The organism is Mucilaginibacter koreensis (genome assembly GCF_054783355.1).
The window spans coordinates 1,284,709-1,308,381 of the sequence record NZ_BAAGQS010000001.1; the positions used below are offsets into that span (position 1 = coordinate 1,284,709).

Genomic DNA, 23,673 nt, shown 5'->3' on the forward strand with positions numbered 1-23,673 from the left:
TCTGCTTAAATAAATGATCAAGAACTCATATATTTAGCCTATAAAAAATGTCATCTCCCATTTATAACAGAGGTGACATTTTTTATAAGCAGTAAGCCTAAATTATGATTAAACTTTACTCAGACATCCGTAAATATCAATATCAGGTTATAGCAAATCTATTGGTGCTTTGCGCATTTTTTTGTGCTCAGCAAGCTTCAGCCCAATATTTCGGGCAGAACAAGGTGAGATATAAAAATTTAAAATTTAAAGTTTATCATACGCCCCACTTCGAAATTTATTATTACCTGAATAACGATAGTGTAATCAGGCGCTTTGCCCAGGAGAGCGAGCTTTGGTACAATTTGCATCAGCAGGTTTTTAGGGATACTTTTCGCCGGGCTAACCCCATCATTCTGTATGCTAACCACCCCGATTTCCAGCAAACTACAGCTATTGAGGGTGAAATTGGCGTAGGTACGGGTGGTGTAACCGAGGGTTTGAAAAACCGGGTGGTGATGCCGCTAATGGAAACTAATCAAACCACCCGTCACGTTATCGGGCATGAGTTGGTACATGCTTTTCAATACCATTTGCTGTTACGCTCCGATTCGGCAAACCTGGCCGCCCTGAATAACATCCCGCTATGGATGGTGGAAGGGATGGCCGAATATCTGTCTTTAGGCAAAAAAGATGCATACACCGCCATGTGGATGCGGGATGCTTATCTCAACAATGATATACCTACCCTACGGCAACTTACCGAAAGTAACAAATACTTTCCTTACCGCTACGGCGAGGCATTCTGGTCATATTTAAGTTCCACTTATGGCGACAGCATTGTGGTACCGTTTTTTAAAAATACGGCACGTTACGGTTTACAATATGGTATACGCCGCACTTTTGGATATGATGATAAAACACTTTCCAATCTTTGGAAGAATTCCATCATCAACACTTATCAGCCATATCTGAAAGACACTTCTCAGGCGCCTGCCGGTTTGCGCATTATTGATGATAAAAATTCTGGTAAGATGAATGTGGCACCGGCTATAAGTCCGGATGGTAGATACATTGCGTTTTTGTCGGAGCAGAATTTGTTTAGTGTCGATCTGTTCCTGGCCGATGCCAAAACAGGAAAAGTGATTAAAAAGCTGACCAGCAAAACATCAAATACCCACATTGATGAATTTAACTTTATTGAATCGGCAGGCACATGGTCGCCTGATGGTAAGCGGTTCGCTTTTAGCGTATTTAATAAAGGCCGTAACCGGATGCTGATTGTAGAGGTGCCAAGCGGACGGGTGATTGATGAGATCTCAATGGGTAACGTTGAACAATTCAGTAACCTTACCTGGTCGCCCAACGGGCATGATATTGCATTTCAGGGCATGGCCAATGGCCAAGGCGATTTGTATTTGTACAACCTGGAAAGCAAACAGCTGAAACAACTAACCAACGACAAGTATTCAGATTATCAGCCCAGCTTTTCGCATGATGGGAAAAAGATTGTTTTTGCCAGTGACCGTACCACGTACGATCAGTCTTTAGGTCAAACCATCACCTTCAATTTAGCAGAGTTGGATTTGACGACCGGTAAGGTTGCTGATATTAAAGTATTTGATGGCGCCAACAACCTCAATCCACAATATTCAGCCAACAATCAGCAAATTTATTTCCTGTCCAATCGGGACGGGTTCCGTAATTTATATCGTTATAACATTACTACCGGCTCTGTTGAACAAATGACTAAGTTATTTACCGGCATCAGTGGCATTACCGAATTTTCACCCGCGCTGAGTGTTTCATACAATGATGATATTGTGTACTCTTATTATCGCCGCCAGAAATATGCTTTATATAATGCAAGGCCATCCAATTTCAAACCCGAAGTAGTGAGCGGAAACGCTTTAAACTTTGATGCAGCCATGCTACCGCCGGCCAAATCAGTGGGCGTTGACCTGATTAATGCTAACCTGAATAACTTTTTAGCTTACCCCCGTATCCCCAACGATTCTATTCGTACCATTCCTTACCGGCCTCAGTTTAAGATGGATTATGTTGCCAGTTCGGGTGTGGGTGTAGGCGTAAACAGTGTATACGGCGCAGGCCTATCGAGCGGTGTGCAAGGCGTATTCAGTGATATTTTGGGCCGAAACCAGATATACGCCGGCGCTGCCGTAAACGGCCAGATTTATGATTTTGGCGCGCAGTTAGCTTTCATTAATCAAACCAGCCGTTGGAACCGCGGGGTAAGTCTATCACATATCCCCTACCAGTTTGCTAATTATACGGTTGTTCCTACTACTTATACTGTAGACAGCAAACCAACACCTGCTTATGAGTATAGGTATGATATCATTCGTATATTTCAGGATCAGTTGAATGGCTTCACTGCTTACCCGTTCTCCAGAGTATCTCGTGTGGAGTTTGGAGCTGGTGTATCGCGCTACTCTTACCGTGTAGACAGATATAGTACTTTTACCGATACCACAAATAACCGTAGCTATTTCGATTACAAGCATCGGCATGTATCAAACTCCGAATACACTAATGATCCTACCACCGCAAATTATTTTAATCTCAACGGCTTTACTGTTTTTCAGTTAAGTACTGCGCTCGTAGGAGATAATTCTTATTTCGGAGTAGCCTCTCCGCTTAGCGGCTTTAGATACCGCATACAGGCGGAATACGATTTAGGCACCTATAATTTCTTTTCGCCTACGGTTGATGTGCGTAAATATATACGCTTGTCTCCAATGACCATTGCCGGAAGGTTCACCGGCTTTGGGAGGTTTGGTAATTCGCAGGGCTTATACCCTTATTACCTGGGCTATCCCTTCCTTATCAGGGGTTATGAATCGCAAACATTCTACAGCAACAATAGCTTAAACCAGCCATCTAATGGGTTCACTATTGACCAACTATCAGGCACACGTATTGCCGTTGCTAATTTTGAGGTGCGTTTGCCTTTAACCGGTCCGGCCAAGTTATCGCAAATCGAATCCAAGTTTTTGTTTACCGAATTGAATTTCTTTTTTGATGCTGGTTTAGCCTGGAATGCAGGCAACCAGATTAAGTTTCAAAAAGCACCCGATTTAACAGGTTATGCGCCGGTACTGGATGCCAACAACAATCCGGTGCTTGATGCTAAAGGCAACCAGGTAACTACAGCGGTATACAACACTAATCAGCGCGTGCCGGCATTAAGTGCAGGTGTATCAGTACGGGTAAATTTACTGGGCGCTTTTGTGCTCGAACCATACCTGGCGATCCCCTTTAACCGCACTGATGTGAAGAAACCTGTATTTGGCCTCACATTTGCTCCGGGATGGTAAAAAGCAACAGCGTTAACAACTCACTGATTGTTTGCGCAATCAAAACCCAACGTTGCATTTTAAGTTAGTATGATATGATCAGCCGCATGAAATTTTTAGCCATTACTTTTTCGTTAGCCATTTTTAGTTCAATCGCTGTGGCACAGCGTGTAGCCACACCAGTTTCAGGCATTACAGATACGGTGAGAAGCGACGTTTACAAAGAAGGTAAAGTAAAAATGGTAAATGGCATTGCCATAAATTCAGGTCGTGATATTGTACAAAATTTAGCCAATGCTCCTGACTATAGTTTATATGTTAAAGCGTTGCGCGCCTGTGGTTTAATACAAACAGTTAAAAGCCGCGGGCCAATTACTTTTTTTGTACCTGATAATAAAGCATTCGCTTACCTGCCAGCAGGCAAAACCGATACATTACTGAGAAAATCGCATGTGTTGGAACTTACCAATATGATGGCTTATCATGCTGTAGCAGGTAATCTTTCGGCCAAGGATATCACCAAATTAATTAATGATAACAATGGCACTGCCGAACTGACTACAATTGCCGGAGGCAAACTTACAGCCCACATTGACGCAAACCGGAATATTGTACTGGTAGATGATAACGGTAATGAAAGCATCATCAGTAATTTTGATATTCCTCAAAACAATGGAATAGCACATTTAATTACACGTGTGCTGGTACCTAAATACAAAGTCATCTGAGTGTAGGAAAATTTTCGGCTGCAAACCTGCCCCATTTACTTTTCGTAAATTTAAGTATGAAAAAGATAATGCTATCTGTTAGTGCTATGGCTTTATTGTTGAGTATGGCCTGCCAGCAAATGAACGGACAAAATACACAACCGCCTAAAGGCAAATTGGCTAAAACCAATACCGAATGGAAAAAGCAGTTAAATGAAAACCAGTACCATATAATGGTTGAAAAGGGAACGGAGCCACCTTTTCATAATGCTTACTGGAACAACCATCAAAAGGGTGTTTATGTTAGTGCTGCTACGGGCGAAGTTTTATTCAGTTCGGCCAATAAGTTTGAAAGCGGAACAGGCTGGCCAAGTTTTACAAAGCCAATAGATGAAAGCAAAATAGCTATTGTACGAGACAATAGTTATGGTATGGTGCGTGAGGAAGTAATTGAGAAAAGCACCGGCCTGCACCTGGGCCACGTATTTGACGATGGCCCGGCCGACCAGGGCGGCAAACGCTACTGTATGAATTCGGGCGCTTTAAAGTTTGTTAAAAAGTAGCCCTTCTGTTCTGGCCTACTGACGGACGCATATGCGGGCGAACACGCAGGCCATTCTCAAAGTTTAAGCCGATGGTAAGGTCAATCCAATCCGGATTTACAGACCTTATCATCTTTTCCTTTTGTGGGCGGGTAAAAGTGCTTACAAATTTAAAGCGCTCCATTGCCTGCTCTTCTGTGTTAATCTCTTCAAAATATACTAAACGGTTTAGCTGTTTGGCAGAATCAAAAAACAGGGTAGGCATATCGCGGTAAAACTGCAGCGTTTTAAGCAGATCTGAGCACATACCTACGTGTAAATTAGTTCTGTTTCTGTCTGTAATGATATAAATAAACCGTTTCATACAATATAAATTTGCTGTTCGAAAAATAATTACTAACTTTATGAGCATAAAATTACTAACTAATTTAGTATTTGCAAATTTTTATGTCAATTATTTCATCTAATATTAAATTTCTACGGAAAAAGAAGGGATTAACTCAGCAACAGTTCGCTGATACTATTGGAATAAAACGCTCATTAGTAGGTGCTTACGAAGAGGACCGTGCAGACCCAAAATATGATTTACTAAAAAAAATAGCATTGTTTTTTGAGGTAAGCGTTGATGATTTTATTAATGAAACCATAAATGACAAGTGGTTGACCTCGGCCGCCAAGAAAACAGCTACAGGCCTGCGCATTTTAAGCATATCAGTAGATAAAGAAGATAACGAGAACATTGAAATGGTACCGGTTAAAGCCAGCGCCGGTTACCTGAACGGTTATGCCGATCCGGAATATGTATCAAAGTTGCCTAAATTTTATCTGCCTATGTTTAAGCAGGGTACTTACCGTGCTTTTGAAATAAAAGGCGACTCCATGCTGCCTTTACAGTCAGGCACCATTATAGTGGGTGAATACGTAGAGAACTGGGCTGACATTAAACCCAACGAAACCTACGTTATATTATCGCAAAGCGAAGGCGTAGTATATAAACGTATTGGCAATAAGTACAAAGAAAATAAAAAGCTGAAGTTGCTTTCTGATAACCCAGCTTATGATCCTTACGAAGTAAGCGCTGAGGATGTTTTGGAAGTATGGAAAGCGAAAGCCTATATATCAACCCAACTGCCTGAGCCCATGCCTAAGCCTACCATGGAAAGCTTAACCAGCATGATGGCAGATATGCAGCGCTCGATAGCTAAACTGCAAAGCAACAATTAAGTTACAAGTTTTGAATTAAACGATTACCGTCTATCTTTATCCTAAATAGAAAACTAAAAAACTTAATTTAATATGAAAAAAATGCTTTTAGTGTGCGGTTTGCTGTTAGGTATTTCAGCAACCACGTTTGCACAAGGCGGTATGCGCAGAAGCCCGGAAGAACGGGTGAAAGCAATGCAAACTCAGTTGAATCTAACTGATGACCAGGCGACAAAAGTTTTGGCTCTTTACAAAATGCAGGCTACCAAAATGGATAGCGTACGTAATGCAGCCAATGGCGACAGAGATGCAATGCGTTCAGCTATGCGCTCAATGCAGGCAGACATGACCACCAAAATTGGTGCTATTTTAACTGCTGACCAAAAAGCGGCTTACCAGAAAATGATGGATGAGCAACGTGCACGTATGCAGCAAGGCGGCGGTGCGCCACCATCACAAAGATAATTGATAACATTTATTTGTTTATTTTTAGAAAAGCGGTGTTATGCCGCTTTTCTTATTTTAGCGCAAATTTTTAGTTGTTGAACCACATCAATCAATATTTGGAAAGTCGCCTGCAACAGCGGCAGCAAAACGGCACCCTGCGGCAGTTGAAGCCGGAGCAGCCATTGGTTGACTTCTGTTCAAACGATTATCTGGGCTTTGCACGCTCTGCAGCTTTACAATCATCAATTGACGAAGAGTTGCAGTTGTTTGCTACTTCGCATGGCTCAACCGGCTCCAGGTTATTGGCCGGTAATAGCAATTATGTTATAGCACTTGAAAATTTCCTGGCTGAATTTTATAATGCCGAAGCAGCATTGCTATTCAATTCAGGGTACGATGCTAATGTTGGGCTGTTTTCTGCATTGCCCCAACGCGGAGATACCGTATTGCACGATGAGCTAATTCATGCTTCCATTATTGACGGCATCAGGTTAAGCTATGCACAACGGCAATCTTTCAGGCATAATGATCTGCAGCATCTCGAAGAAAAATTAAAAAAACACACTTCCGGCCGATGTTACGTGGCTGTAGAGAGTATTTATTCAATGGACGGTGATACTGCGCCTCTGCGTGAATTGGTATTACTTTGCGAGCAGTACCAGGCAGCTTTAATTGTAGATGAAGCACATGCTACTGGTGTTTTTGGCAATGGCATAGTGGCCACATTAGGCTTATCGCACCGGGTGCTGGCCCGGGTTGTTACCTTCGGAAAGGCACTGGGCTGCCATGGTGCTGCCGTAGTTGGCAGCACTGCGCTTATCGACTACCTTGTTAACTTTGCCCGCTCATTTATCTACACCACTGCCGCCCCTTTACACCAACTGGCAGCTATTAAAATGACCCATCAGCTGTTAAAAGGTAGCGATCACGAAGTGCAGGTGTTGAAAGATCATATCCACCTCTTTACCACAAACCTGCAACATTTACCATCGAATTATAAATTGGTGATGAGCCAAAGCCCTATACAATGCATTGTTATAGGCGATGTAGAAAAGACCAAAACTTTGGCGGCATACTTGCAGCAACAAAGTTTTGATGTGCGCCCTATCCTATCTCCAACTGTTGCGGCCGGAACCGAACGCTTGCGTATTTGCCTGCATGCATTCAACACTTCTCAAGAAATATCACGCTTAACCCAACTGATTAATAAATATAGCTATGAGCAGTAAACCATTGTTTGTAACCGGCATAGGCACCGATGTAGGCAAGACCATTGTATCGGCCATACTGGTAGAAAAGCTACAAGCCGATTACTGGAAGCCGGTACAATCAGGCGATCTGGACAACAGCGATACCATTAAAGTACAAAAGCTGGTATCAAATACGGTTTCAAAATTTCATCCCGAAGCGTATCGTCTCACACAGCCTTTCTCACCTCACAAATCGGCCGCATTAGATGGTATTACCATTGATCCTGCAAAGATCGTTTTGCCCCAAACCAGCAACCAACTCATCATCGAAGGGGCTGGAGGCTTGATGGTACCTTTAAACAATGATTTTTTTATTATAGATCTGATTCAACAATTGGATGCTGAAGTAGTGCTGGTATCGCGAAATTATTTGGGCAGCATCAATCATACGTTGTTGTCACTGGAGGTATTAAAACAAAAAAAGATTAAAGTACGAACTTTAATCTTCAATGGTGAGCCGGATGAATACTCGCAATCTGTTATTACTAATATGTTCAATGATATACAAGTAAGCCAAATACCTTTAGGTAAATCACTCGATACTAACTACATCACCTCACAAACAAATCAAATTGAATTATAATAGCTGACTATTTTTGTCAAATCTTCATCACTGTTTGAATGTATGCTTTCATTCTCGATATAAGATTTAAGTTGTGTTTGCTTATCTGCCAGAACCGTCAGCAGTGATTTTATATTAGGTTTAACTAAAACAGCTTTTCCGTTTGTGTATATAAAATATTTTACGGTTGATGCCATTTTTCGTTCAGTAATAGCCGAGCCATAGTTCTTTTGTTCTTCAATGGTATTGAATGTTTTTTTTAATAGCTGAACGTTACCATCAGCTAACACTTCAAAAAACGAGTTAACTATGGTTCCGGCAATACTTTTATATCCGTTTTTGTACCTTGAAGTATGCGGAATGCCGTCTAAATTATAGTTGATAGAAAACTCGGCGACCGGCTCTAGAAAGCTTAAAATCACGCCATTCTGACCTTTGAAGTATAATTGGTCGCTTTCCTGATTATATTTCAATAGCAAATTGGTATACGGTTTAGAGACATTTGCCAACTTAACGCTTCCAGTTGCCCATTCATCTGTTAAATATGGAGAACCGTCGACATTGTCATACTTCGTTAATGTAACTTGTACATTATTTACATCATTAAACGCCTGAGCTATAACTGTTGAATTTAATGCGATTAATACGAAAATTGTTGTCAGAAGTTTGGTGATCATTATGCTTTCAAACTTTGGTGTTTCATTAAAATTCTAAAAAAAAATAAGTACCCTGTTGGGTACTTATTTAATAAATGTAAACACTATTGTGCTCTGCGCAGTGTTAAAATAAATTTACTGTAATTAGGATTTGCTTTAACCTGATCATTGCCTATTAAGTCAACTGCCAATGCTCTACTGGTTTCTGCCACAGGAATACTGCCTGGAATCATGTTAACCAATATATATCCAAATGATGAATTGGCGGGGATTGTAATTTTGCGTGCTCCGTTTGGCACAAAGTTAAAATTCACCCCTTCAACTGCATTCAAAGCAGTACTAACAGGCCTTAGCGTATAAGCAATATCAATTGGAGTAGAACTTTGCGGCCCTACCAATTGTACTAATATACTATCCGTACCCCGACTTCCAATCAGTACGGTACGGCTTGAGTCTGTTTGTGTAGTTGTATATATACCTCTGGTGTTTAGTAATTTAGTGGCATTCATTCCCAACGTTTGATTTTTAATTTCAACAACTGTAGGGCCTTTATATACTAAAGCTTTATCTGCCTTTTCAGGTAGGCAACCAGTAAATATGCTGCCTAAACCCAAAACAAATAAGGTATTTATTATAGTTCTTTTAATGTTCATAATTTACAAATTAATAGTTAGGGTTTTGAGGTAAATTAGCGTTCAATGCAACTTCGGCAGTAGGAATTGGCGCCAATATTCTATAATCTACAGCACTTAACGTACCTGTACCTACGGCTGCAGGCTTGGTAACGCCTTGGCCTAAGCGCTTCAAGTCAAACCATCTGTGACCCTCAAAAAATAACTCTCTTCTTCTTTCTGCTTGAATATACGGAACAATAGAATTATCGTTAGGCACACCGAATGCTGTTGCGTTACGGTTAATTCTTAGTGTTCTTATCAATGCTGCTGCATCAGCATATTGAAGTTGTGCAGCCAAAGCTTCCGCTTTCATCAACACAACGTCAGAATAACGTATCAATGGAACATTATCTGTATATGCTCCGCCAGCACTTGAGTATTTGCTGCACCAAGTTAAAACTGCGGAAACTGTGGCAGATCTTGAATTGAAAAACATGGCCCTTCTGTCATCACCGCTTTCAAATGATGCAACAAGTTCAGCCGAGGCTGTACATGAGGCAAATGTTTGTAATGTTGATGTACCTGCATTTCCATAGCCAGTAGGTTGTGTGTAAGTATATAAAGCATCATTGATACCTCCCTGACCAATTTCTATAGCTTGATTAAAAGATAATTCTAACAATGATTCCGGATTAGGAATAGTTTTGAAAGCAGTTACATATTGACCTGCGGTCGCCATGCGTGCAGAGCCTGGCAATAATGATGCAGAAAGTGCATTATCAAACTCTGTTACTGCTGGTGCGTATTTACGTTCGTATAAATAAACTTTACCCAAAAGAGCGTGCGTAGCACTTTCTGAAAACCTATATGGTACAGTTGGTTTTGCATAACCAGCCATTGTAGTGGTAGCCTTAAACGCTGTAATAGCCGCATTCAGGTCAGTTTCAATTGCTGCGTAAGTTTCAGTAACCGTAGAACGTTTTCTTAAATCTGCATCAGTATTAACCAATGTTGGTGTAAGGCGAATTACAGCACTTTTATCAAAGCCTGAATTGGTTCCACTTGCAGGGATGGTATTCGGTTCATAGCCATAAACCCTGGCCAAGTCAAAATAAATCATACCACGCAATGCATATGCCTGCGCTTTGATCTGCTGTTTAGCCAATTTATCAGCATCAGAAACTACATTTAAGCCATCAATGCTGCTGATAATAATGTTTAATTCATTAATACCACCGTATGCGTTGCTCCAAATGTTATAATGCGAGTTGCGTGTATTGGTATTATTGGTTTGGTATCTGGTTCCATTAGCTGCGTTAACCGTAATATTGTCTGCCAAAGCATCACCCATCAATTGCAAGTCGCGGCCATAGTAACCATAAGATTGCAATCTATCATAAACTGAAGTAATTAAAGCCTGATAACCATTCACATCTTTCAGTGCTTCTGAAGCCGGAACTTGATTTTGTGGCGATAGTTCAACAAGTTTTTTACAAGAAGTAAATGCTACTCCCAGAGCAAACATTGATATAATAAATCTTTTCTTCATTTTCTTTAATGTATGCTAAATTAAAATTTAACGTTTATACCTCCGGTGTAAGTACGGGGATTTGGATAGAAGTTTAAGTTGTTACCAGTATTTTCCGGATCGTCACCTCTATAATTAGTGATTGTGGCTAAGTTAAGCCCTTGGAAAAACACTGAAATTGCCGGCATTTTAACATTTCCGAATAACGTACGCGGCAAAGTGTAATTTAAGGTTACTTGTTTCAGGCGGATATATGATGATCTTTCCACAAAACGAGATGATAACGTTTGGTAACTTAAACCACCAGGCGCTGTTGCAGTGTAATATGCTTGCGGCACTGAAGTAATCTGCCCTGGTGCTGTCCAGCGTTGTAATTGACTTTCTAATTGATTACTTGCAATTGAACCAGACTGCTCAATGTACTGAGCGCTTTGTAAGTAAGAATAGTTACCATACTGATATTGGAACAGTAAATCAAGGCTTAATCCTTTATAACTGAATGTATTGTCAAAGCCTCCATAGAATTTAGGAACTTGATTACCAACAATTCTTTGGTCAGCAGTTTTTGGAGAGTAAGTTATATTACCGTTTGCGTCATAGAACATCTGGCGACCATCGGCTGGGTTTACACCTGCCCATTGATAAGTATAAATTGCCGGAAAGCCACGGCCCACAGTGTAGGTATAAGTACCCGTTTGTGTTTGGCCGTTTACTAATGAAAGCAATTTATTTCTATTAAATGCAATATTGAAATTTGTACTCCATCTAAAACCATTTTTGCTGTCAAAGTTGATAGTATTCAAATCAATTTCAAGGCCTTCGCTTTTTGCAGAACCTGCATTTTGATTGTATGATGTAAAACCTGAATCACCAGGATAAGTCACTGGTAAAATCAAATCAGTGTTTTTCTTGCGGTAAACATCAACACTTAAAGCTATACGGTTATTGAAAAACCCGAGATCAACACCCAAATCAATCATTGCTGAGCGCTCCCAACTAAAATCGGCATTTGGCAACTGAGCAGGCCTTAATCCACCTAATAATGTAGTACCAGTAGAGCTGATATACTGGCCCCCACCTCCGTAAAGGTTTTGAGAAATAAAGTTGTAATCATTACCTGGCTGAGAACCTGTTACACCATAGCTGGCTTTAGGCTTCAATTGCGAAATAAAGCTTACATCTTTCATGAAATCTTCAGCAGTTACGTTCCAACCGGCTGAAAATCCATAGAATAATCCGTATTTTTTGTTTGAACCGAATCGAGATGAACCATCATCTCTGGCGTTAGCAGTTAGTAAGTATTTACCTTTATAATCATATTTTAACTGCCCCAAAATACCGGCAATACGATAACCTGTGTAGGTTGATGAGGTTGTAGTTGGCGTAGACGCTTGGCTTAATAAATTTAGCAAGGGACTTGGAAAACCTTGTGCAGAAGCAGATAGTACATTAAATCTCGCGCTTCTGTATTCAACACCTGCTAAAGCAGTCAAATTATGATTGCCGAATTTCTTGTTGAAATTAAGAGTTGCGCCTGTATTGTAATTAATATTTCTTCTGAACGTTTCAGTACCGGTGCCTAATACTGCTGCTGAGCTTGGGATTGTTGACGGCCGGTAGTTAAAATCTCTGGTGTCTGAGAAATCCAAACCACCAAATGCCCGCAGAGACAATTCTGGCAGTATATTGTAGGTCATGGTAATATTATCCACGGTCTGGAAAATACCAGTGTTACGCTGTTCCAAGTTGATATATTGAAGCGTATTGGTAGTATTTATACCAGATAATGTAGTGTTGTAAGTGCCATCGGGATTGTAAATAGCATTTACAGGTGCGGTAAGTAATGCTCCGGTAAATGGCGTATTGGTAAAGAACCCAACTGATGTACTTGGACCTGTTTGCTGAGAACCTGTTAAGTTTAACGAAGTAGATATACTAAATTTATCTGAAACTTTATGATCTATATTAGATCTGATAGTTCCCCGTTTAAACAACGAATTTTTAATGGTACCGTCTGTACTGTTATAAGACCCGGAGATGAAGAATTTCGTTTTAGCGTCACCACCATTCAAGGAAAGATCATATTGAGATACGTGCCCTGTTTGCGATATGGCTTTTATCCAGTCATTATTAGTTATTGAGGATGGCACACCTCCTGGATAAGAAGCTGCGTTAGCTGCTGCAATTGGATCATTACCCGCAAATGTAGTAGTTAATGTTCTGTTGTAATAATTAACATAGGCTTCACGTTGCAAATTTAAATACTCGGCAGCACCAAGCACTTTGTAGGGATTATATTGCTGAGAAGCACCAAATTGTGCAGAGGCTGAAATTTGAGTTTTGCCAACCCGTCCGCGTTTAGTGGTTACGATTACAACGCCATTTGCAGCCAGTGAACCATATACTGCAGATGAAGCGGCATCTTTCAAAATTTCGATGGACTCAATGTCATTAGGATTGATGGATGATAACGCATTTACTGAAGTGGTGCTTGATAAACCACCAGTATTTACCTGCACACCATCAATAATATATAACGGCTGGGTAGTACCATTAATAGTAGCAATACCACGAATGCGCACATCTATACCACCGCCCGGCTGACCACTGCTAGAGGTAACTTGTACACCCGCAGCACGGCCTTGCAGTGCCTTATCAATAGTTTGAATAGGGCGATCTTCAATTTGCGATGCTTTGATTGAAACAATTGAACCTGTGATTTCACGTTTTTGCTGCACCCCATATCCTGTTACAACAATTTCGCTTAATGCTTTGTTATCAGGCACCATCTTAATGTTGTATGTATTTGCATTGCCAATACGTACAGTTTGAGTTACATAACCGATGTAAGAGAACTGAATTGTTGAATTAGAACCAACATTAAGGGAGAAACCACCATCGGTAGAAGTTTGAGTGCCTACATTAGAGTTGAGTACCTTGATTGATACTCCAGGCAGTGATTGTCCGTCGTCTGAACTTACCACATTACCCGTAATTTTTCTGGTTTGAGCCCAGGCATTGGAGAATGCCAGCAACCCAACCAGAAGAAAAAATAGTAAATTTTTCTTCATTTGTTAATGATTTGGATTAATTAATAGTTTTACGGGGCTTAAGATATACAAAATTGTTACAAAACAATTACGATAAATTAATATTTGGAAAAAAATTTACAAATTCTACGTATTTAGTAGCTTATGATGATATTTAAACAGTTTTCATCACCTTTGATACATGGAGAAGATTACAGTAATTGGAAGTGGAACCATGGGAAATGGCATTGCCCACACGTTTGCACAATACGGTTTTAATGTAAATTTGGTAGATGTTAACGCCACCGCTTTAGAAAAAGCTCTGCTAACCATTAATAATAATTTAGACAGGCAGGTAAAAAAGGGCACACTTACTGAAGCGCAAAAACAACAAACATTATCCTGCATAACCACAGGTACAGATTTGAAATCAGCCGCGGAAACGGCCGACCTTGTGATAGAGGCAGCTACCGAGAACAGTGAAATCAAGCTTGGCTTATTTAAACAGTTGAGTGAATACTGTAAAGCCGACGCCATTCTGGCCAGCAACACCTCCTCAATTTCCATCACCAAAATTGCTTCGGTGGTAAATAATCCTGAACGAGTAATAGGCATGCACTTCATGAACCCGGTACCGGTAATGAAACTGGTAGAAGTAATCAGAGGTTATGCCACCAGTAATGAAGTCACGCATATAGTAATGAATTTATCGTGCCAACTGGAAAAGCAACCGGTTGAAGTGAATGATTATCCCGGCTTTGTGGCCAACCGCATATTAATGCCCATGATAAACGAGTCCATTTATACCTTATATGAAGGCGTGGCTGGTGTTAGTGAAATTGATACCGTAATGAAACTGGGCATGGCCCACCCGATGGGTCCTTTGCAACTGGCCGATTTTATAGGGCTTGATGTTTGCCTGGCGATACTAAATGTATTGCACCAGGGCTTTGGCAATCCAAAATACGCCCCCTGCCCCCTGCTGGTAAATATGGTTACTGCCGGTCAATTGGGCGCTAAATCAAACGTTGGTTTCTACAAGTACACTGCCGGAAGCAAGGAATTGGTAGTTGCTGATAAATTTAAGTGATAATAATGGCTAAACCTTTTGGATGGGTTGTTGTCCCATTTAAAAAGTATAACCATGAAACTTATTTATAAACTTATTGCTGGCCTGGCCTTGGCCGGCAGTATGCTAAGCTCATGCGCAGGAACTTATTATGTAACCGAACGCCCCGCCGAGCCTTATTATGCACGGCCATCCGCTCCATACCGGGGTGCGTATTGGGTACCGGGTGAATATGTTTGGCGTAATGGCCGCTATATTTATGTAAACGGCTACTGGACCCGCCCACGAACTAATCATACCTATATCCAGGGTTATTGGCAAGCAACACCTCGTGGTTACAGCTGGCATCGCGGTTATTGGCGTTAACATAAATGCCCGGCTTAAGCCGGGCATTTATGTTGTGATATTAAATTTAACAATGCTTTACATTTGCTCAGGCACCTCAATGCCCAGCAACTTCATGCTTTGTGCTATCAGGCTGGCGGTGGCCGATGACAATTTTAGCCTGAACAGTTTGGTGTTTTCATCGCCGGCCTGCAGCACAGAATTTTCCTGGTAGAACTTGTTATAAGATTTAGCCAATTCGTAACTGTAATTTGCTACAATGGCCGGACTGAAATCAGCCGCCGCCTGTTTAATCGTTTTTGAGTATTGGGTAAGCAGCACAATCAAATCACGCTCTGTGCTCGATAAGGTAACCGGCTCAATACTGGCTTTGCTGAAGTCTATACCAGCTTTCCGGAACAAAGATTTAATACGTGCATGTGTATACTGAATGAACGGACCTGTATGACCCTGTAACTCAATTGATTCATTAGGATTGAACAGCAAACGCTTCTTAGGTTCCACCTTTAACAAAAAGAATTTCAAAGCACCCATACCTATAATATGGTATAAATGCTGTTTTTCAGCATCGGTAAAGTCTTCAATTTTACCCAAGCTTTCTGCCTGTTCTTGGGCTGCCCTTTCCATATCAGCAATCAAATCATCGGCATCGACTACCGTACCCTCGCGAGATTTCATTTTGCCCGAAGGTAAATCTACCATGCCATATGATAAATGGTATAAGCCCTTAGCCCAGCTTTTGCCCAACTTTTGCAAAATCAGGAATAGTACTTTAAAATGGTAGTCCTGCTCGTTACCCACTACGTATACCGACTCGTCCATTTTATAATCGTTATACTTCAATTGAGCGGTACCCAAATCTTGGGTTATATACACTGAAGTGCCGTCGGCACGCAATACTAATTTTTGATCTAAGCCGTCCGCAGTCAAATCAATCCAAACAGAACCGTCTTCCTTTTTAAAGAATACGCCATTGGCTAAACCCTCCTCTATTATATCTTTACCCAATAAGTAGGTATTAGATTCATAATAGTACTTGTCGAAATTTACGCCCAGCTTTTTGTATGTTGATTCAAAGCCTTCATACACCCAGCCGTTCATTTTACTCCATAACTCTATAACTTCGGGTTTGCCGGCTTCCCAGTCTTGCAGCATTTGCTGCGCTTCTTGTGTCAAAGGCGCATTCTTTTTGGCTTCCTCTTCGGTTTGGCCTTGTGCTTTCAGGTCTTCTATCTGCTTCTTATATTCTTTATCAAAAAGCACATAATAGTTGCCTACCAGTTTATCCCCTTTCAAACCTGCGCTTTGCGGCGTTTCACCGTTGCCCCATTTTTGCCAGGCCAGCATTGATTTGCAAATATGGATACCCCTGTCATTTACCAGGTTGGCTTTAATCACTTCATATCCGCTAGCCGCTAAAATTTCGGCTATCGAATAACCCAACAAATTATTACGCACATGGCCCAAATGTAATGGCTTATTGGTATTAGGTGATGAATACTCCACCATTACCCGCTGACCATTCTGAGGTAGTAGGGTATACTCCGGCTGCATAACTTCGTTAATCAATTTACCTTGCCAGTAGCTATCGGCAATGCTGATATTCAAAAAGCCCTTAACCACATTAAAAGCTGATATTTCAGCCACTTGCTCTTGCAGATAAGCGCCTATGTCCTGCCCGGTTTGCTCGGGAGATTTACGTGATAAGCGGGTAATAGGAAATGTAACTACAGTAACCTGCCCCTCAAACTCTTTGCGTGTTTCCTGTAAATTAACGTCGGCTTCGGTAATTGTAACCTGGTATAAATGCTGAACGGCCGAAACTACGGCCCGGGTAATAAAATCCATCGGCCAAAATTAATTAAATTGCAGCACTTGCTGTAATACAAATTGCGCTGGCATCATTACCTATTCTTACAGCAGTACCTGAATATGAAAACCGAAAACGCATTTACCATTAATGTAACCTCCGAAATTGGCACACTACGGGCTTTGTTAGTGCACAGCCCAGACAGTGGCCTGGGTAAAGTAGTGCCCTCAAAAGCGCAGGACTGGCTTTTTGAAGACATTGTACACCTTGATACCATGCGCCGGCAAGAATATGATTACTACATCAAATTGCTGCTTTATTTTTTAGATGAAGACAAAATAAAAGGAAGGTTAAACGAAATTGACGCTGATGAAAGCCGCTCTTTTTTTATTCCGGAAAACTCGAATTTTCACAATTCAGTTAAAGTCATTGAAATTCAAAACCTGTTGGCTGATATTTTGAAAGATGAAGGCATCCGTAAAAAGCTGACTGCTTCGGTTTGTGCCATTGAAAATTGTACATACAGGTTGCAGTTGCAATTGATTGATACTGAACCTACAGAATTGGCAAAGATTTTAATCTCAGGAGCATTAAACAAGCAGGATATGATTTTTGCACCTATCCCAAATCTAATATTTTCGAGGGATATAGGCATTGCTGTTAATAATCACATCCTGATTAATAAACCTGCTAAAAAAGCCCGCTCGCGCGAAACCTTAATTGCCCGGTATGTTTTCTTTAATCATCCTTTGTTTAGTGCCTACCGTAATCATATCATAGAGATACCCGAAACGGTGCAGCATTTTTTGCGCCCCGGCGAAGACCATGAAGGTAAAACCACCATTGAGGGCGGCGATGTAATGGTTGTAAGCGCCAATCATGTACTTATTGGCTATAGCGAACGTACATCGATAAGTGGTGCCAATGAGGCCATCAAGCTGTTATTTGAAAATAAGGTAGTTGAAAAAGTGACTATTGTTAAAATACCGCATAAGCGCGACTATATGCATATAGATACCATTTTCACCCAGGTTAAACGCAATGTATGGGTGCTGTTGGGTTCATTATCAGCAACCGGTACACCTGATGCTACCGATGAGCCTATGGCCTGGTTCAGCGATAAAAAACAGAAGCACCATCTGGAAATTGTACAATTCAACCGTACAGGCCAGGCACCTAAAACTTTTAAAAGCCTCGAAGATTTGTTGATTGATATTAGTATCACCGATTTGCAGAGTGCTGAGCCGGTAGAATTTATATACTCGGGCAACAATGAATTTCCTTTTGACTCGCGTGAGCAATGGACTGATTCCTGCAATTTGCTTGCATTGCGCGAAGGTGTAGTATTGGGTTATGACCGAAATGACAAAACCGTACAAGCATTTAAGGATAAAGGCTTTCAAGTGATCAAAGTTGCTGATTTACTACAACAATTTGAAAAGAATGAGCTACACCCTCACCAAATGAAAGATACATTAATATTAATGCCTTCAGCAGAATTGTCAAGAGCAAGGGGCGGGTTTCATTGTATGAGCTTACCTATACTAAGAGACCCCATTTAGTCAAAACACAAATTATTTTATGTTTTACATAAAATAATTTGTGTTTAATAAAATCCTATAGTATATTTGTGTATCAATTACTACAAACATGAAAACTAATTCGCAATGGGTTCTTAAACTAATTAATGTATTACTGAAGTTAGCCTGGTATGCAACTGGTATAATTACCGTATTTGTATTAATTGTAGTCACCTGGCGGTTTTGTACAAGTGAGTTTTCAAATTATGATGCAGTAGTGCAATACTCCACACCTCCTAAGGCAAGTCACTTAAAGTCACTATCGCCTGATGCTGACAATATTATATTAGAACCTCAAGAGGCCGTTTTAAAAATGCAGCTTAAGGTAACATTATGGAGAAGCCTGCTTTTCTATGTAAGTTTTTTAGCTCTCCAATGCTTGGTAATGACTATTATTTACCAGCTCAGAAAGTTTTTTGGAACTTTAAAATCAGGCATCACCTTTAAATATGAGAACATCCGTCAGCTCAAAATTGCTGCATTGTGTTTTGCATTGCTTACACCACTGCATATGTGCGATGGCTTAATTACAGCTTTGATATTAAAACAGCATGTAAGAGATTTCAATTTAATGCATTTAGTTTGGAACGAGAGTTTTATTGGCCTTATGCTGGGAGCCGTTATTTATGTAATGGCAGATGTGTTTAAATATGGATTTGCTTTGCAGCAAGAAAATGAGGAGTTTGTATAATGCCGATTATTGTGAACCTCGACGTAGAGATGGCGAAAAAGAAAATGTCATTGAAAGAGTTGGCCGAACGGTTAGATATTAGCATGACTAACCTCTCCCTCCTCAAAACCGGGAAAGTAAAAGGTGTGCGCTTTGATACACTTGAAGCCCTTTGCCGCGAATTGAATTGTAAACCCGGCGATATATTAGATTATAAAGCTGATTAACATCCTATGCACAAAAGTGTTATTGATATATTAAGTATATAAATTGAACCATGCAGTTTACCTCAACAATATTAATGATACGCCCTGCGGCCTTTGGCTACAACGAACAAACCGCTGAAAGCAACGCTTTTCAAACCATTGGCAGCAACCAACAACAGGTACAGCAAGCAGCTTTGCAGGAGTTTGATGCGATGGTTAATTTATTGCGGCAGCATGATATTGATGTGATTGTACTAAATGATACGGATGAGCCGGTGAAACCGGATGCTATATTTCCAAATAATTGGGTAAGCTTTCACGAAAACGGGGATGTAATCCTTTACCCTATGCAGGCGCATAACCGGCGGCTTGAGCGCCGTGAAGATTTAATCAGGAAGCTGGAAGACCATTATCAGGTAAATCATATTATTGATTTGAGCAGGTTCGAAATACAGGATAAATACCTGGAAGGCACCGGCAGCATGGTACTCGACAGGGAAAACAAAATTGCTTATGCCTGCCTCTCACCACGCACAAATGAAGAAGCATTAGAAGAATTTTGCCGTTGTGCCGGCTACACAACTTTTACTTTTAATGGCGTTGATGCGAAAGGGCAGGCTATATATCACACCAACGTGTTAATGTGCATGGGCCATAAGTTTGCTGTAGTGTGCCTGGAGTGTGTAAAAGATGATAATGAGCGCCGAAGGTTAGCAGAGCAAATTCATCATACCGGAAAAGAAATTGTGGAAATCACATTTTCTCAACTGGCACAGTTCGCCGGTAATATGCTTGAGGTGGCCAATAAGCAAGGGCAACCGAAGCTGATTATGTCTTACCGTGCCTATCAATCACTAACAGAACTGCAAAAAGCTAAGTTGGGAAACTATGCTGAGTTATTGCATCCTGGTTTAGAAACCATTGAAAATAACGGTGGTGGCAGTGCCCGGTGCATGATGGCCGAAGTTTACTTACCGGTGGCCGAACATTAGTACAAAAAGTTTCTTGTTTCGATACTTTTGCAGCATTTATATATTGAATCAATGACTGATTTAAACCTTCGTTTAGCTACCGAAAATGACATTCCTCAACTGATGGATTTAGTTGCAGGCATAGTACCCCTGATGCAGGCAGCCGGTAATTTTCAATGGGACAGCACTTACCCGAATGCTACTGTATTTACAGAAGATATTAAGCTGAATCAGCTTTGGGTAGCTGAGGTAAACGGCCAGGTAGCCGGTGTAACAGCTATTACCACAGACCAGGACGATGAATATGCGGATGTGGGCTGGGATATTACAGAAACGGCCATTGTAACACATCGTTTAGCAGTTGGAGCAGATTATCAGGGCTTAGGTATTGCAAAAGCTTTGCTGCAAAAAGCTGAAGATGTAGCCCGCGATCGCGGTATACCTGTATTACGCATTGATACCAACAGCGAAAATAAAGCGACCCAAAAATTGTTTCCTAAGTTGGGATATAATTTGGCAGGCGAAATTACACTGGCGTTTCGAGAAGGGTTGAGGTTTTTTTGCTATGAGAAGCGATTGGATATTTTATAACATAATAACTAAACAAACAGAACTTGCCACTTCGACTATAATATGGCAATGGCAAGTTCTGTTTGTAGCTGCAAAACGTTAAGGCTTTTTATTTAAATTGTCTACCTTATCAAAGTATTCATCTTGTAGTTTCAGGGTTTGAGTATCTGCTTTAACGTTTTTAAGCACATCAGTAAATACCTGCACTTCGTGGTCAGCCATTAATTTGCCCAATTTAGCAGTAGCTGTAGCGCCCTCACCTGCATAATGATTAGGGTAACCTGCATACCACCATATAGGTGTATATAAATTTGGTGTTTTTAAACGATTTTGGTTTGCGCCGGATTCGCTTGCTGCTTTTTCCATCTGCATCAAATCCGGCCTTAAATAAAGCAAGGTGGAGGTTTCGTGCTCACCGGCATGCATGTCATTGGCAGCGTCAGATTTACGCATTTTGTTTACCTGCGCATTAAATGTAGGGTCACCATCCGGTTCAACTAAAAATACAGCATAATTACGCCGCTTATTTAATAGCGACTGCATAAAGAAATGTAGAAACTCCGGATTGCCACCATGACCGTTCAGGATCACGATTTTATTAAAACCATTCCGGCCAATTTCATCGCAAACGGCTTCAAGTAAAGGATAAATCACGTTACTGGGCAATGCAATTGTGCCATACTGCTGCCGGGCTTCGTTAATTTGCCCATAAAAATAATCAGGGAACACCACTGCATATTCATTTTGCGTAGCCCGCGCAGCTATCTCACGCACATGAATTAAATCGGTACCCAGAGGTGAATGCGGGCCATGCTTTTCTAAAATACCAATAGGCAGCACACACGTACGGTTAGATTGCTGTAAGGCTGCCGGAAAATCAGAAGCTGTAAGCTCATCCCAACGGGTATGCAATTTTTGCTGGGCATAAACAGCGCTGCTACCCAATAGCGCCAGGGCCAATAAAAGTTTTTTCATGAAGGGAGGTATATAAATGGTTTATGCTGTACAATATCGTTATTATACAAAGCATAACCTATACCTCATGTGAGATTTTATCATCCAAAAGACTGACGGAAAGCCACCAAAATGGCCAAAAAGGTATCACGGTCCAAATCAGGTTCTGCAGGGCGCTCAGGTTTCAACAGCTTGCCCTTCTCGTACTTTACCGGGAAAAGATTGATAAAGTCATGCAATGGCAATTCATACTTTAACCAAGTACTTTTATTATAAATCTCTGCTAGTTTCGATTCAAACTGACTTACCCGGGCTGCGTCCATAAAGCAAAGATAGCAAGAATAGCGGCTATGCTGTTAAATATTGGCCCCGCCCCGGCTTACCACTGCTGAAACGGATGTTCTGACAGGTAAGAATTGTAATACCGCTTATCGCCCGTTACTTCGGCATCTACCCAGGGCGGCAATTCAAATTTTTCGTCTTCGCTGTCCAGTTCCAGTTCCGCCATCAGTAAGCCTGCATTCTGATCCTTAAAATCATCTACCTCCCAGGTTTTGCCGGCATACTCAATACAATAACGTACTTTTTTTACGCTATTCTGTGTAAGGCGCTCAATCAATTCCCGGGCTTCAGTTACCGGTATTTCATACTCGTATTCGCTACGGCTAAAACCTTGCGTTGCACCTTTAATGGTGATGTACCCATGCTTGTCAGTTGCCCGCACCCTAACGGTGCGTTGCGCATCGCTTACCAGGTAACCTTGTTCAAAGGGCGTCCCCACAGGCTTGTCAAGCTGCTGCCATTGACCGGCGTTCACTAAAAATTTGCGTTCAATTTCAACTCCCATAACTTTAATTTGCCGGTACCAGCTCAGTACTTTCTCCAACCGGCGTAGTAGCTTTGTTCAAAAAATCACGCGTAAGCTCGGTTATGTTCTTTTCGGTTTTACGGTTTTCGCGTTTTATTTTGTTAACTACCGGTTTATCTTGAACTTCAGGCGAAGCAAACAGTTCAATGGCCAATACATGATCATGCCAATCGCCAATATGGCTTTGCAAATCATCAATATACTGCTCATTAAACTCTACCCTATCCTGCAACGCCTTTTCGGATAGGCTATGATTATACATCAATACTTTCATTTGCTTGCGGCAGTCGTGCAGGCCTTCGTCAAAGTGTGGTATGGCCAGACTGCTGGCAATTTGCTTTAGCTGATCCTTATAGAAACCAGCTACCGATTTATCGGGCACCCGCTTTAAACTATTTTTTATACGATGATTGGCCCGTTTTAACTTTTTTAGGTATTGAGGTGCCTTTTGCTTAAATTCTTCGGCACATTGCTCCATGTGCTGGCGCTGTGTATGCTCAAACTCATCATTATGCAACTGGTACTGCTGCGCTAACTCCAAATTAATTTGTGAATTTCTGATTTCGCCGGCATGCTTAAATACTGCTTTAACCGGTTTAAACAACTTGAGCAATTTTTTATTACGGGTAATGGTTTGCATCAGGGTAAGCATGGCCCGTAGCTTTTTCACTTCTACCCGTAAAGTATGCAGTTGCTCTTTATCATCTGTTTTTAGATAGGCTTTCAGCCCCTGCTGCATCTTTTTCCAGTGTTTTGCCAAATATTTCGATTCGTCTTTCCTTTTCATTTCTCCTAC

The 23,673-nt window shown here is 41.0% G+C and carries 24 protein-coding genes; 14 read left to right on the forward strand and 10 right to left on the reverse strand.

Translation table 11 applies throughout. The annotated features are described in order from the left end of the window. Positions 1 to 104: 104 nt before the first annotated feature. The 3 genes from ACYVNW_RS05755 to msrB all read left to right on the forward strand — a co-directional run bounded on the left by ACYVNW_RS05755 (position 105) and on the right by msrB (position 4,566). Positions 105 to 3,317, forward strand: coding sequence for a DPP IV N-terminal domain-containing protein (locus tag ACYVNW_RS05755; RefSeq protein WP_460678893.1), 3,213 nt, complete (start codon positions 105 to 107; stop codon positions 3,315 to 3,317). Between the two features lie 86 nt (positions 3,318 to 3,403). After that, positions 3,404 to 4,024: a fasciclin domain-containing protein gene (locus ACYVNW_RS05760; RefSeq protein WP_460678894.1), complete on the forward strand. Its 621-nt coding sequence runs from the start codon at positions 3,404 to 3,406 to the stop codon at positions 4,022 to 4,024. Positions 4,025 to 4,080: 56 nt separating this feature from the next. After that, positions 4,081 to 4,566, forward strand: a complete 486-nt coding sequence (msrB, locus tag ACYVNW_RS05765) for a peptide-methionine (R)-S-oxide reductase MsrB (RefSeq protein ID WP_460678895.1) — start codon at positions 4,081 to 4,083, stop codon at positions 4,564 to 4,566. Here msrB and ACYVNW_RS05770 read toward each other — a convergent pair. After that, entirely contained in the window at positions 4,556 to 4,909 is a 354-nt protein-coding gene (locus ACYVNW_RS05770) for a GIY-YIG nuclease family protein (RefSeq protein ID WP_460678896.1), read from the reverse strand. The two genes, msrB and ACYVNW_RS05770, sit on opposite strands and share 11 nt — an antisense overlap. A gap of 83 nt (positions 4,910 to 4,992) precedes the next feature. Here ACYVNW_RS05770 and ACYVNW_RS05775 point away from each other — a divergent pair, with 83 nt between their 5' ends. From ACYVNW_RS05775 to bioD, 4 genes are all read left to right on the forward strand, one after another. Then, positions 4,993 to 5,769 (forward strand): XRE family transcriptional regulator, encoded by a 777-nt coding sequence (locus ACYVNW_RS05775; protein ID WP_460678897.1) that lies wholly within the window; start codon positions 4,993 to 4,995, stop codon positions 5,767 to 5,769. A gap of 72 nt (positions 5,770 to 5,841) precedes the next feature. Beyond that, a complete protein-coding gene (locus tag ACYVNW_RS05780; protein WP_460678898.1) occupies positions 5,842 to 6,213 on the forward strand; it encodes a hypothetical protein in 372 nt (123 codons plus the stop codon). Between the two features lie 77 nt (positions 6,214 to 6,290). Next, positions 6,291 to 7,424, forward strand: a complete 1,134-nt coding sequence (locus ACYVNW_RS05785; RefSeq protein WP_460678899.1) for an aminotransferase class I/II-fold pyridoxal phosphate-dependent enzyme — start codon at positions 6,291 to 6,293, stop codon at positions 7,422 to 7,424. Beyond that, the gene (gene bioD, locus ACYVNW_RS05790; protein WP_460678900.1) at positions 7,414 to 8,028 is read left to right on the forward strand and encodes a dethiobiotin synthase; all 615 of its coding nucleotides are present in this window, start codon (positions 7,414 to 7,416) and stop codon (positions 8,026 to 8,028) included. The genes ACYVNW_RS05785 and bioD overlap by 11 nt, the downstream gene beginning before the upstream one ends. On the opposite strand, the gene ACYVNW_RS05795 is transcribed toward bioD, so the two are convergent. The 4 genes from ACYVNW_RS05795 to ACYVNW_RS05810 all read right to left on the reverse strand — a co-directional run bounded on the left by ACYVNW_RS05795 (position 8,013) and on the right by ACYVNW_RS05810 (position 13,876). Beyond that, positions 8,013 to 8,684 carry a hypothetical protein gene (locus tag ACYVNW_RS05795; protein ID WP_460678901.1) on the reverse strand — a complete coding sequence of 224 codons (672 nt, stop codon included), beginning with the start codon at positions 8,682 to 8,684 and terminating at the stop codon, positions 8,013 to 8,015. The genes bioD and ACYVNW_RS05795 overlap by 16 nt on opposite strands. Positions 8,685 to 8,767: 83 nt before the next feature. Next, the gene (locus ACYVNW_RS05800) at positions 8,768 to 9,316 is read right to left on the reverse strand and encodes a hypothetical protein (protein ID WP_460678902.1); all 549 of its coding nucleotides are present in this window, start codon (positions 9,314 to 9,316) and stop codon (positions 8,768 to 8,770) included. Between the two features lie 10 nt (positions 9,317 to 9,326). Further along, positions 9,327 to 10,826, reverse strand: a complete 1,500-nt coding sequence (locus ACYVNW_RS05805) for a RagB/SusD family nutrient uptake outer membrane protein (protein ID WP_460678903.1) — start codon at positions 10,824 to 10,826, stop codon at positions 9,327 to 9,329. Positions 10,827 to 10,846: 20 nt separating this feature from the next. Beyond that, complete coding sequence (locus ACYVNW_RS05810; RefSeq protein WP_460678904.1) at positions 10,847 to 13,876, reverse strand: SusC/RagA family TonB-linked outer membrane protein; 3,030 nt, start codon at positions 13,874 to 13,876, stop codon at positions 10,847 to 10,849. 160 nt (positions 13,877 to 14,036) lie between these two features. Here ACYVNW_RS05810 and ACYVNW_RS05815 point away from each other — a divergent pair, with 160 nt between their 5' ends. Together ACYVNW_RS05815 and ACYVNW_RS05820 are read left to right on the forward strand one after the other, a co-directional pair. After that, positions 14,037 to 14,924: a 3-hydroxybutyryl-CoA dehydrogenase gene (locus ACYVNW_RS05815; RefSeq protein WP_460678905.1), complete on the forward strand. Its 888-nt coding sequence runs from the start codon at positions 14,037 to 14,039 to the stop codon at positions 14,922 to 14,924. 54 nt (positions 14,925 to 14,978) lie between these two features. Next, a complete protein-coding gene (locus ACYVNW_RS05820) occupies positions 14,979 to 15,269 on the forward strand; it encodes a hypothetical protein (protein WP_460678906.1) in 291 nt (96 codons plus the stop codon). Between the two features lie 57 nt (positions 15,270 to 15,326). Here ACYVNW_RS05820 and argS read toward each other — a convergent pair whose 3' ends face one another. Beyond that, positions 15,327 to 17,096, reverse strand: a complete 1,770-nt coding sequence (argS, locus tag ACYVNW_RS05825; protein WP_460678907.1) for an arginine--tRNA ligase — start codon at positions 17,094 to 17,096, stop codon at positions 15,327 to 15,329. Between the two features lie 84 nt (positions 17,097 to 17,180). Here argS and ACYVNW_RS05830 point away from each other — a divergent pair, with 84 nt between their 5' ends. From ACYVNW_RS05830 to ACYVNW_RS05850, 5 genes are all read left to right on the forward strand, one after another. After that, positions 17,181 to 18,620, forward strand: a complete 1,440-nt coding sequence (locus ACYVNW_RS05830; protein WP_460678908.1) for an arginine deiminase family protein — start codon at positions 17,181 to 17,183, stop codon at positions 18,618 to 18,620. Positions 18,621 to 18,708: 88 nt separating this feature from the next. Then, positions 18,709 to 19,329, forward strand: coding sequence for a DUF2975 domain-containing protein (locus ACYVNW_RS05835; protein WP_460678909.1), 621 nt, complete (start codon positions 18,709 to 18,711; stop codon positions 19,327 to 19,329). Next, positions 19,329 to 19,535: a helix-turn-helix domain-containing protein gene (locus ACYVNW_RS05840; RefSeq protein WP_460678910.1), complete on the forward strand. Its 207-nt coding sequence runs from the start codon at positions 19,329 to 19,331 to the stop codon at positions 19,533 to 19,535. The genes ACYVNW_RS05835 and ACYVNW_RS05840 overlap by 1 nt, the downstream gene beginning before the upstream one ends. A 50-nt stretch (positions 19,536 to 19,585) precedes the next feature. After that, positions 19,586 to 20,506 (forward strand): citrulline utilization hydrolase CtlX, encoded by a 921-nt coding sequence (gene ctlX / locus ACYVNW_RS05845; RefSeq protein ID WP_460678911.1) that lies wholly within the window; start codon positions 19,586 to 19,588, stop codon positions 20,504 to 20,506. Between the two features lie 51 nt (positions 20,507 to 20,557). Beyond that, positions 20,558 to 21,076 (forward strand): GNAT family N-acetyltransferase, encoded by a 519-nt coding sequence (locus tag ACYVNW_RS05850; protein WP_460678912.1) that lies wholly within the window; start codon positions 20,558 to 20,560, stop codon positions 21,074 to 21,076. A gap of 78 nt (positions 21,077 to 21,154) precedes the next feature. Here ACYVNW_RS05850 and ACYVNW_RS05855 read toward each other — a convergent pair whose 3' ends face one another. The 4 genes from ACYVNW_RS05855 to ACYVNW_RS05870 form a co-directional block, all read right to left on the reverse strand. Beyond that, on the reverse strand, positions 21,155 to 22,030 hold the full coding sequence (locus tag ACYVNW_RS05855; protein WP_460678913.1) for a creatininase family protein: 876 nt from the start codon (positions 22,028 to 22,030) through the stop codon (positions 21,155 to 21,157). 80 nt (positions 22,031 to 22,110) lie between these two features. After that, positions 22,111 to 22,332 (reverse strand): hypothetical protein, encoded by a 222-nt coding sequence (locus ACYVNW_RS05860; RefSeq protein ID WP_460678914.1) that lies wholly within the window; start codon positions 22,330 to 22,332, stop codon positions 22,111 to 22,113. Positions 22,333 to 22,388: 56 nt separating this feature from the next. Further along, complete coding sequence (locus ACYVNW_RS05865; RefSeq protein WP_460678915.1) at positions 22,389 to 22,856, reverse strand: CYTH domain-containing protein; 468 nt, start codon at positions 22,854 to 22,856, stop codon at positions 22,389 to 22,391. A 4-nt stretch (positions 22,857 to 22,860) separates the two neighbouring features. After that, positions 22,861 to 23,664, reverse strand: a complete 804-nt coding sequence (locus ACYVNW_RS05870; RefSeq protein ID WP_460678916.1) for a CHAD domain-containing protein — start codon at positions 23,662 to 23,664, stop codon at positions 22,861 to 22,863. Between the last annotated feature and the right edge of the window lie 9 nt (positions 23,665 to 23,673).

Coding starts and splice junctions, on each gene's coding strand:
- ACYVNW_RS05755 (WP_460678893.1), top strand. CDS start 105: ATGATTAAACTTTACTCAGACATCCGTAAATATCAATATCAGGTTATA.
- ACYVNW_RS05760 (WP_460678894.1), top strand. CDS start 3,404: ATGAAATTTTTAGCCATTACTTTTTCGTTAGCCATTTTTAGTTCAATC.
- msrB (WP_460678895.1), top strand. CDS start 4,081: ATGAAAAAGATAATGCTATCTGTTAGTGCTATGGCTTTATTGTTGAGT.
- ACYVNW_RS05770 (WP_460678896.1), bottom strand. CDS start 4,909: ATGAAACGGTTTATTTATATCATTACAGACAGAAACAGAACTAATTTA.
- ACYVNW_RS05775 (WP_460678897.1), top strand. CDS start 4,993: ATGTCAATTATTTCATCTAATATTAAATTTCTACGGAAAAAGAAGGGA.
- ACYVNW_RS05780 (WP_460678898.1), top strand. CDS start 5,842: ATGAAAAAAATGCTTTTAGTGTGCGGTTTGCTGTTAGGTATTTCAGCA.
- bioD (WP_460678900.1), top strand. CDS start 7,414: ATGAGCAGTAAACCATTGTTTGTAACCGGCATAGGCACCGATGTAGGC.
- ACYVNW_RS05795 (WP_460678901.1), bottom strand. CDS start 8,684: ATGATCACCAAACTTCTGACAACAATTTTCGTATTAATCGCATTAAAT.
- ACYVNW_RS05800 (WP_460678902.1), bottom strand. CDS start 9,316: ATGAACATTAAAAGAACTATAATAAATACCTTATTTGTTTTGGGTTTA.
- ACYVNW_RS05805 (WP_460678903.1), bottom strand. CDS start 10,826: ATGAAGAAAAGATTTATTATATCAATGTTTGCTCTGGGAGTAGCATTT.
- ACYVNW_RS05810 (WP_460678904.1), bottom strand. CDS start 13,876: ATGAAGAAAAATTTACTATTTTTTCTTCTGGTTGGGTTGCTGGCATTC.
- ACYVNW_RS05815 (WP_460678905.1), top strand. CDS start 14,037: ATGGAGAAGATTACAGTAATTGGAAGTGGAACCATGGGAAATGGCATT.
- ACYVNW_RS05820 (WP_460678906.1), top strand. CDS start 14,979: ATGAAACTTATTTATAAACTTATTGCTGGCCTGGCCTTGGCCGGCAGT.
- argS (WP_460678907.1), bottom strand. CDS start 17,096: ATGGATTTTATTACCCGGGCCGTAGTTTCGGCCGTTCAGCATTTATAC.
- ACYVNW_RS05830 (WP_460678908.1), top strand. CDS start 17,181: ATGAAAACCGAAAACGCATTTACCATTAATGTAACCTCCGAAATTGGC.
- ACYVNW_RS05835 (WP_460678909.1), top strand. CDS start 18,709: ATGAAAACTAATTCGCAATGGGTTCTTAAACTAATTAATGTATTACTG.
- ACYVNW_RS05840 (WP_460678910.1), top strand. CDS start 19,329: ATGCCGATTATTGTGAACCTCGACGTAGAGATGGCGAAAAAGAAAATG.
- ctlX (WP_460678911.1), top strand. CDS start 19,586: ATGCAGTTTACCTCAACAATATTAATGATACGCCCTGCGGCCTTTGGC.
- ACYVNW_RS05850 (WP_460678912.1), top strand. CDS start 20,558: ATGACTGATTTAAACCTTCGTTTAGCTACCGAAAATGACATTCCTCAA.
- ACYVNW_RS05855 (WP_460678913.1), bottom strand. CDS start 22,030: ATGAAAAAACTTTTATTGGCCCTGGCGCTATTGGGTAGCAGCGCTGTT.
- ACYVNW_RS05860 (WP_460678914.1), bottom strand. CDS start 22,332: ATGGACGCAGCCCGGGTAAGTCAGTTTGAATCGAAACTAGCAGAGATT.
- ACYVNW_RS05865 (WP_460678915.1), bottom strand. CDS start 22,856: ATGGGAGTTGAAATTGAACGCAAATTTTTAGTGAACGCCGGTCAATGG.
- ACYVNW_RS05870 (WP_460678916.1), bottom strand. CDS start 23,664: ATGAAAAGGAAAGACGAATCGAAATATTTGGCAAAACACTGGAAAAAG.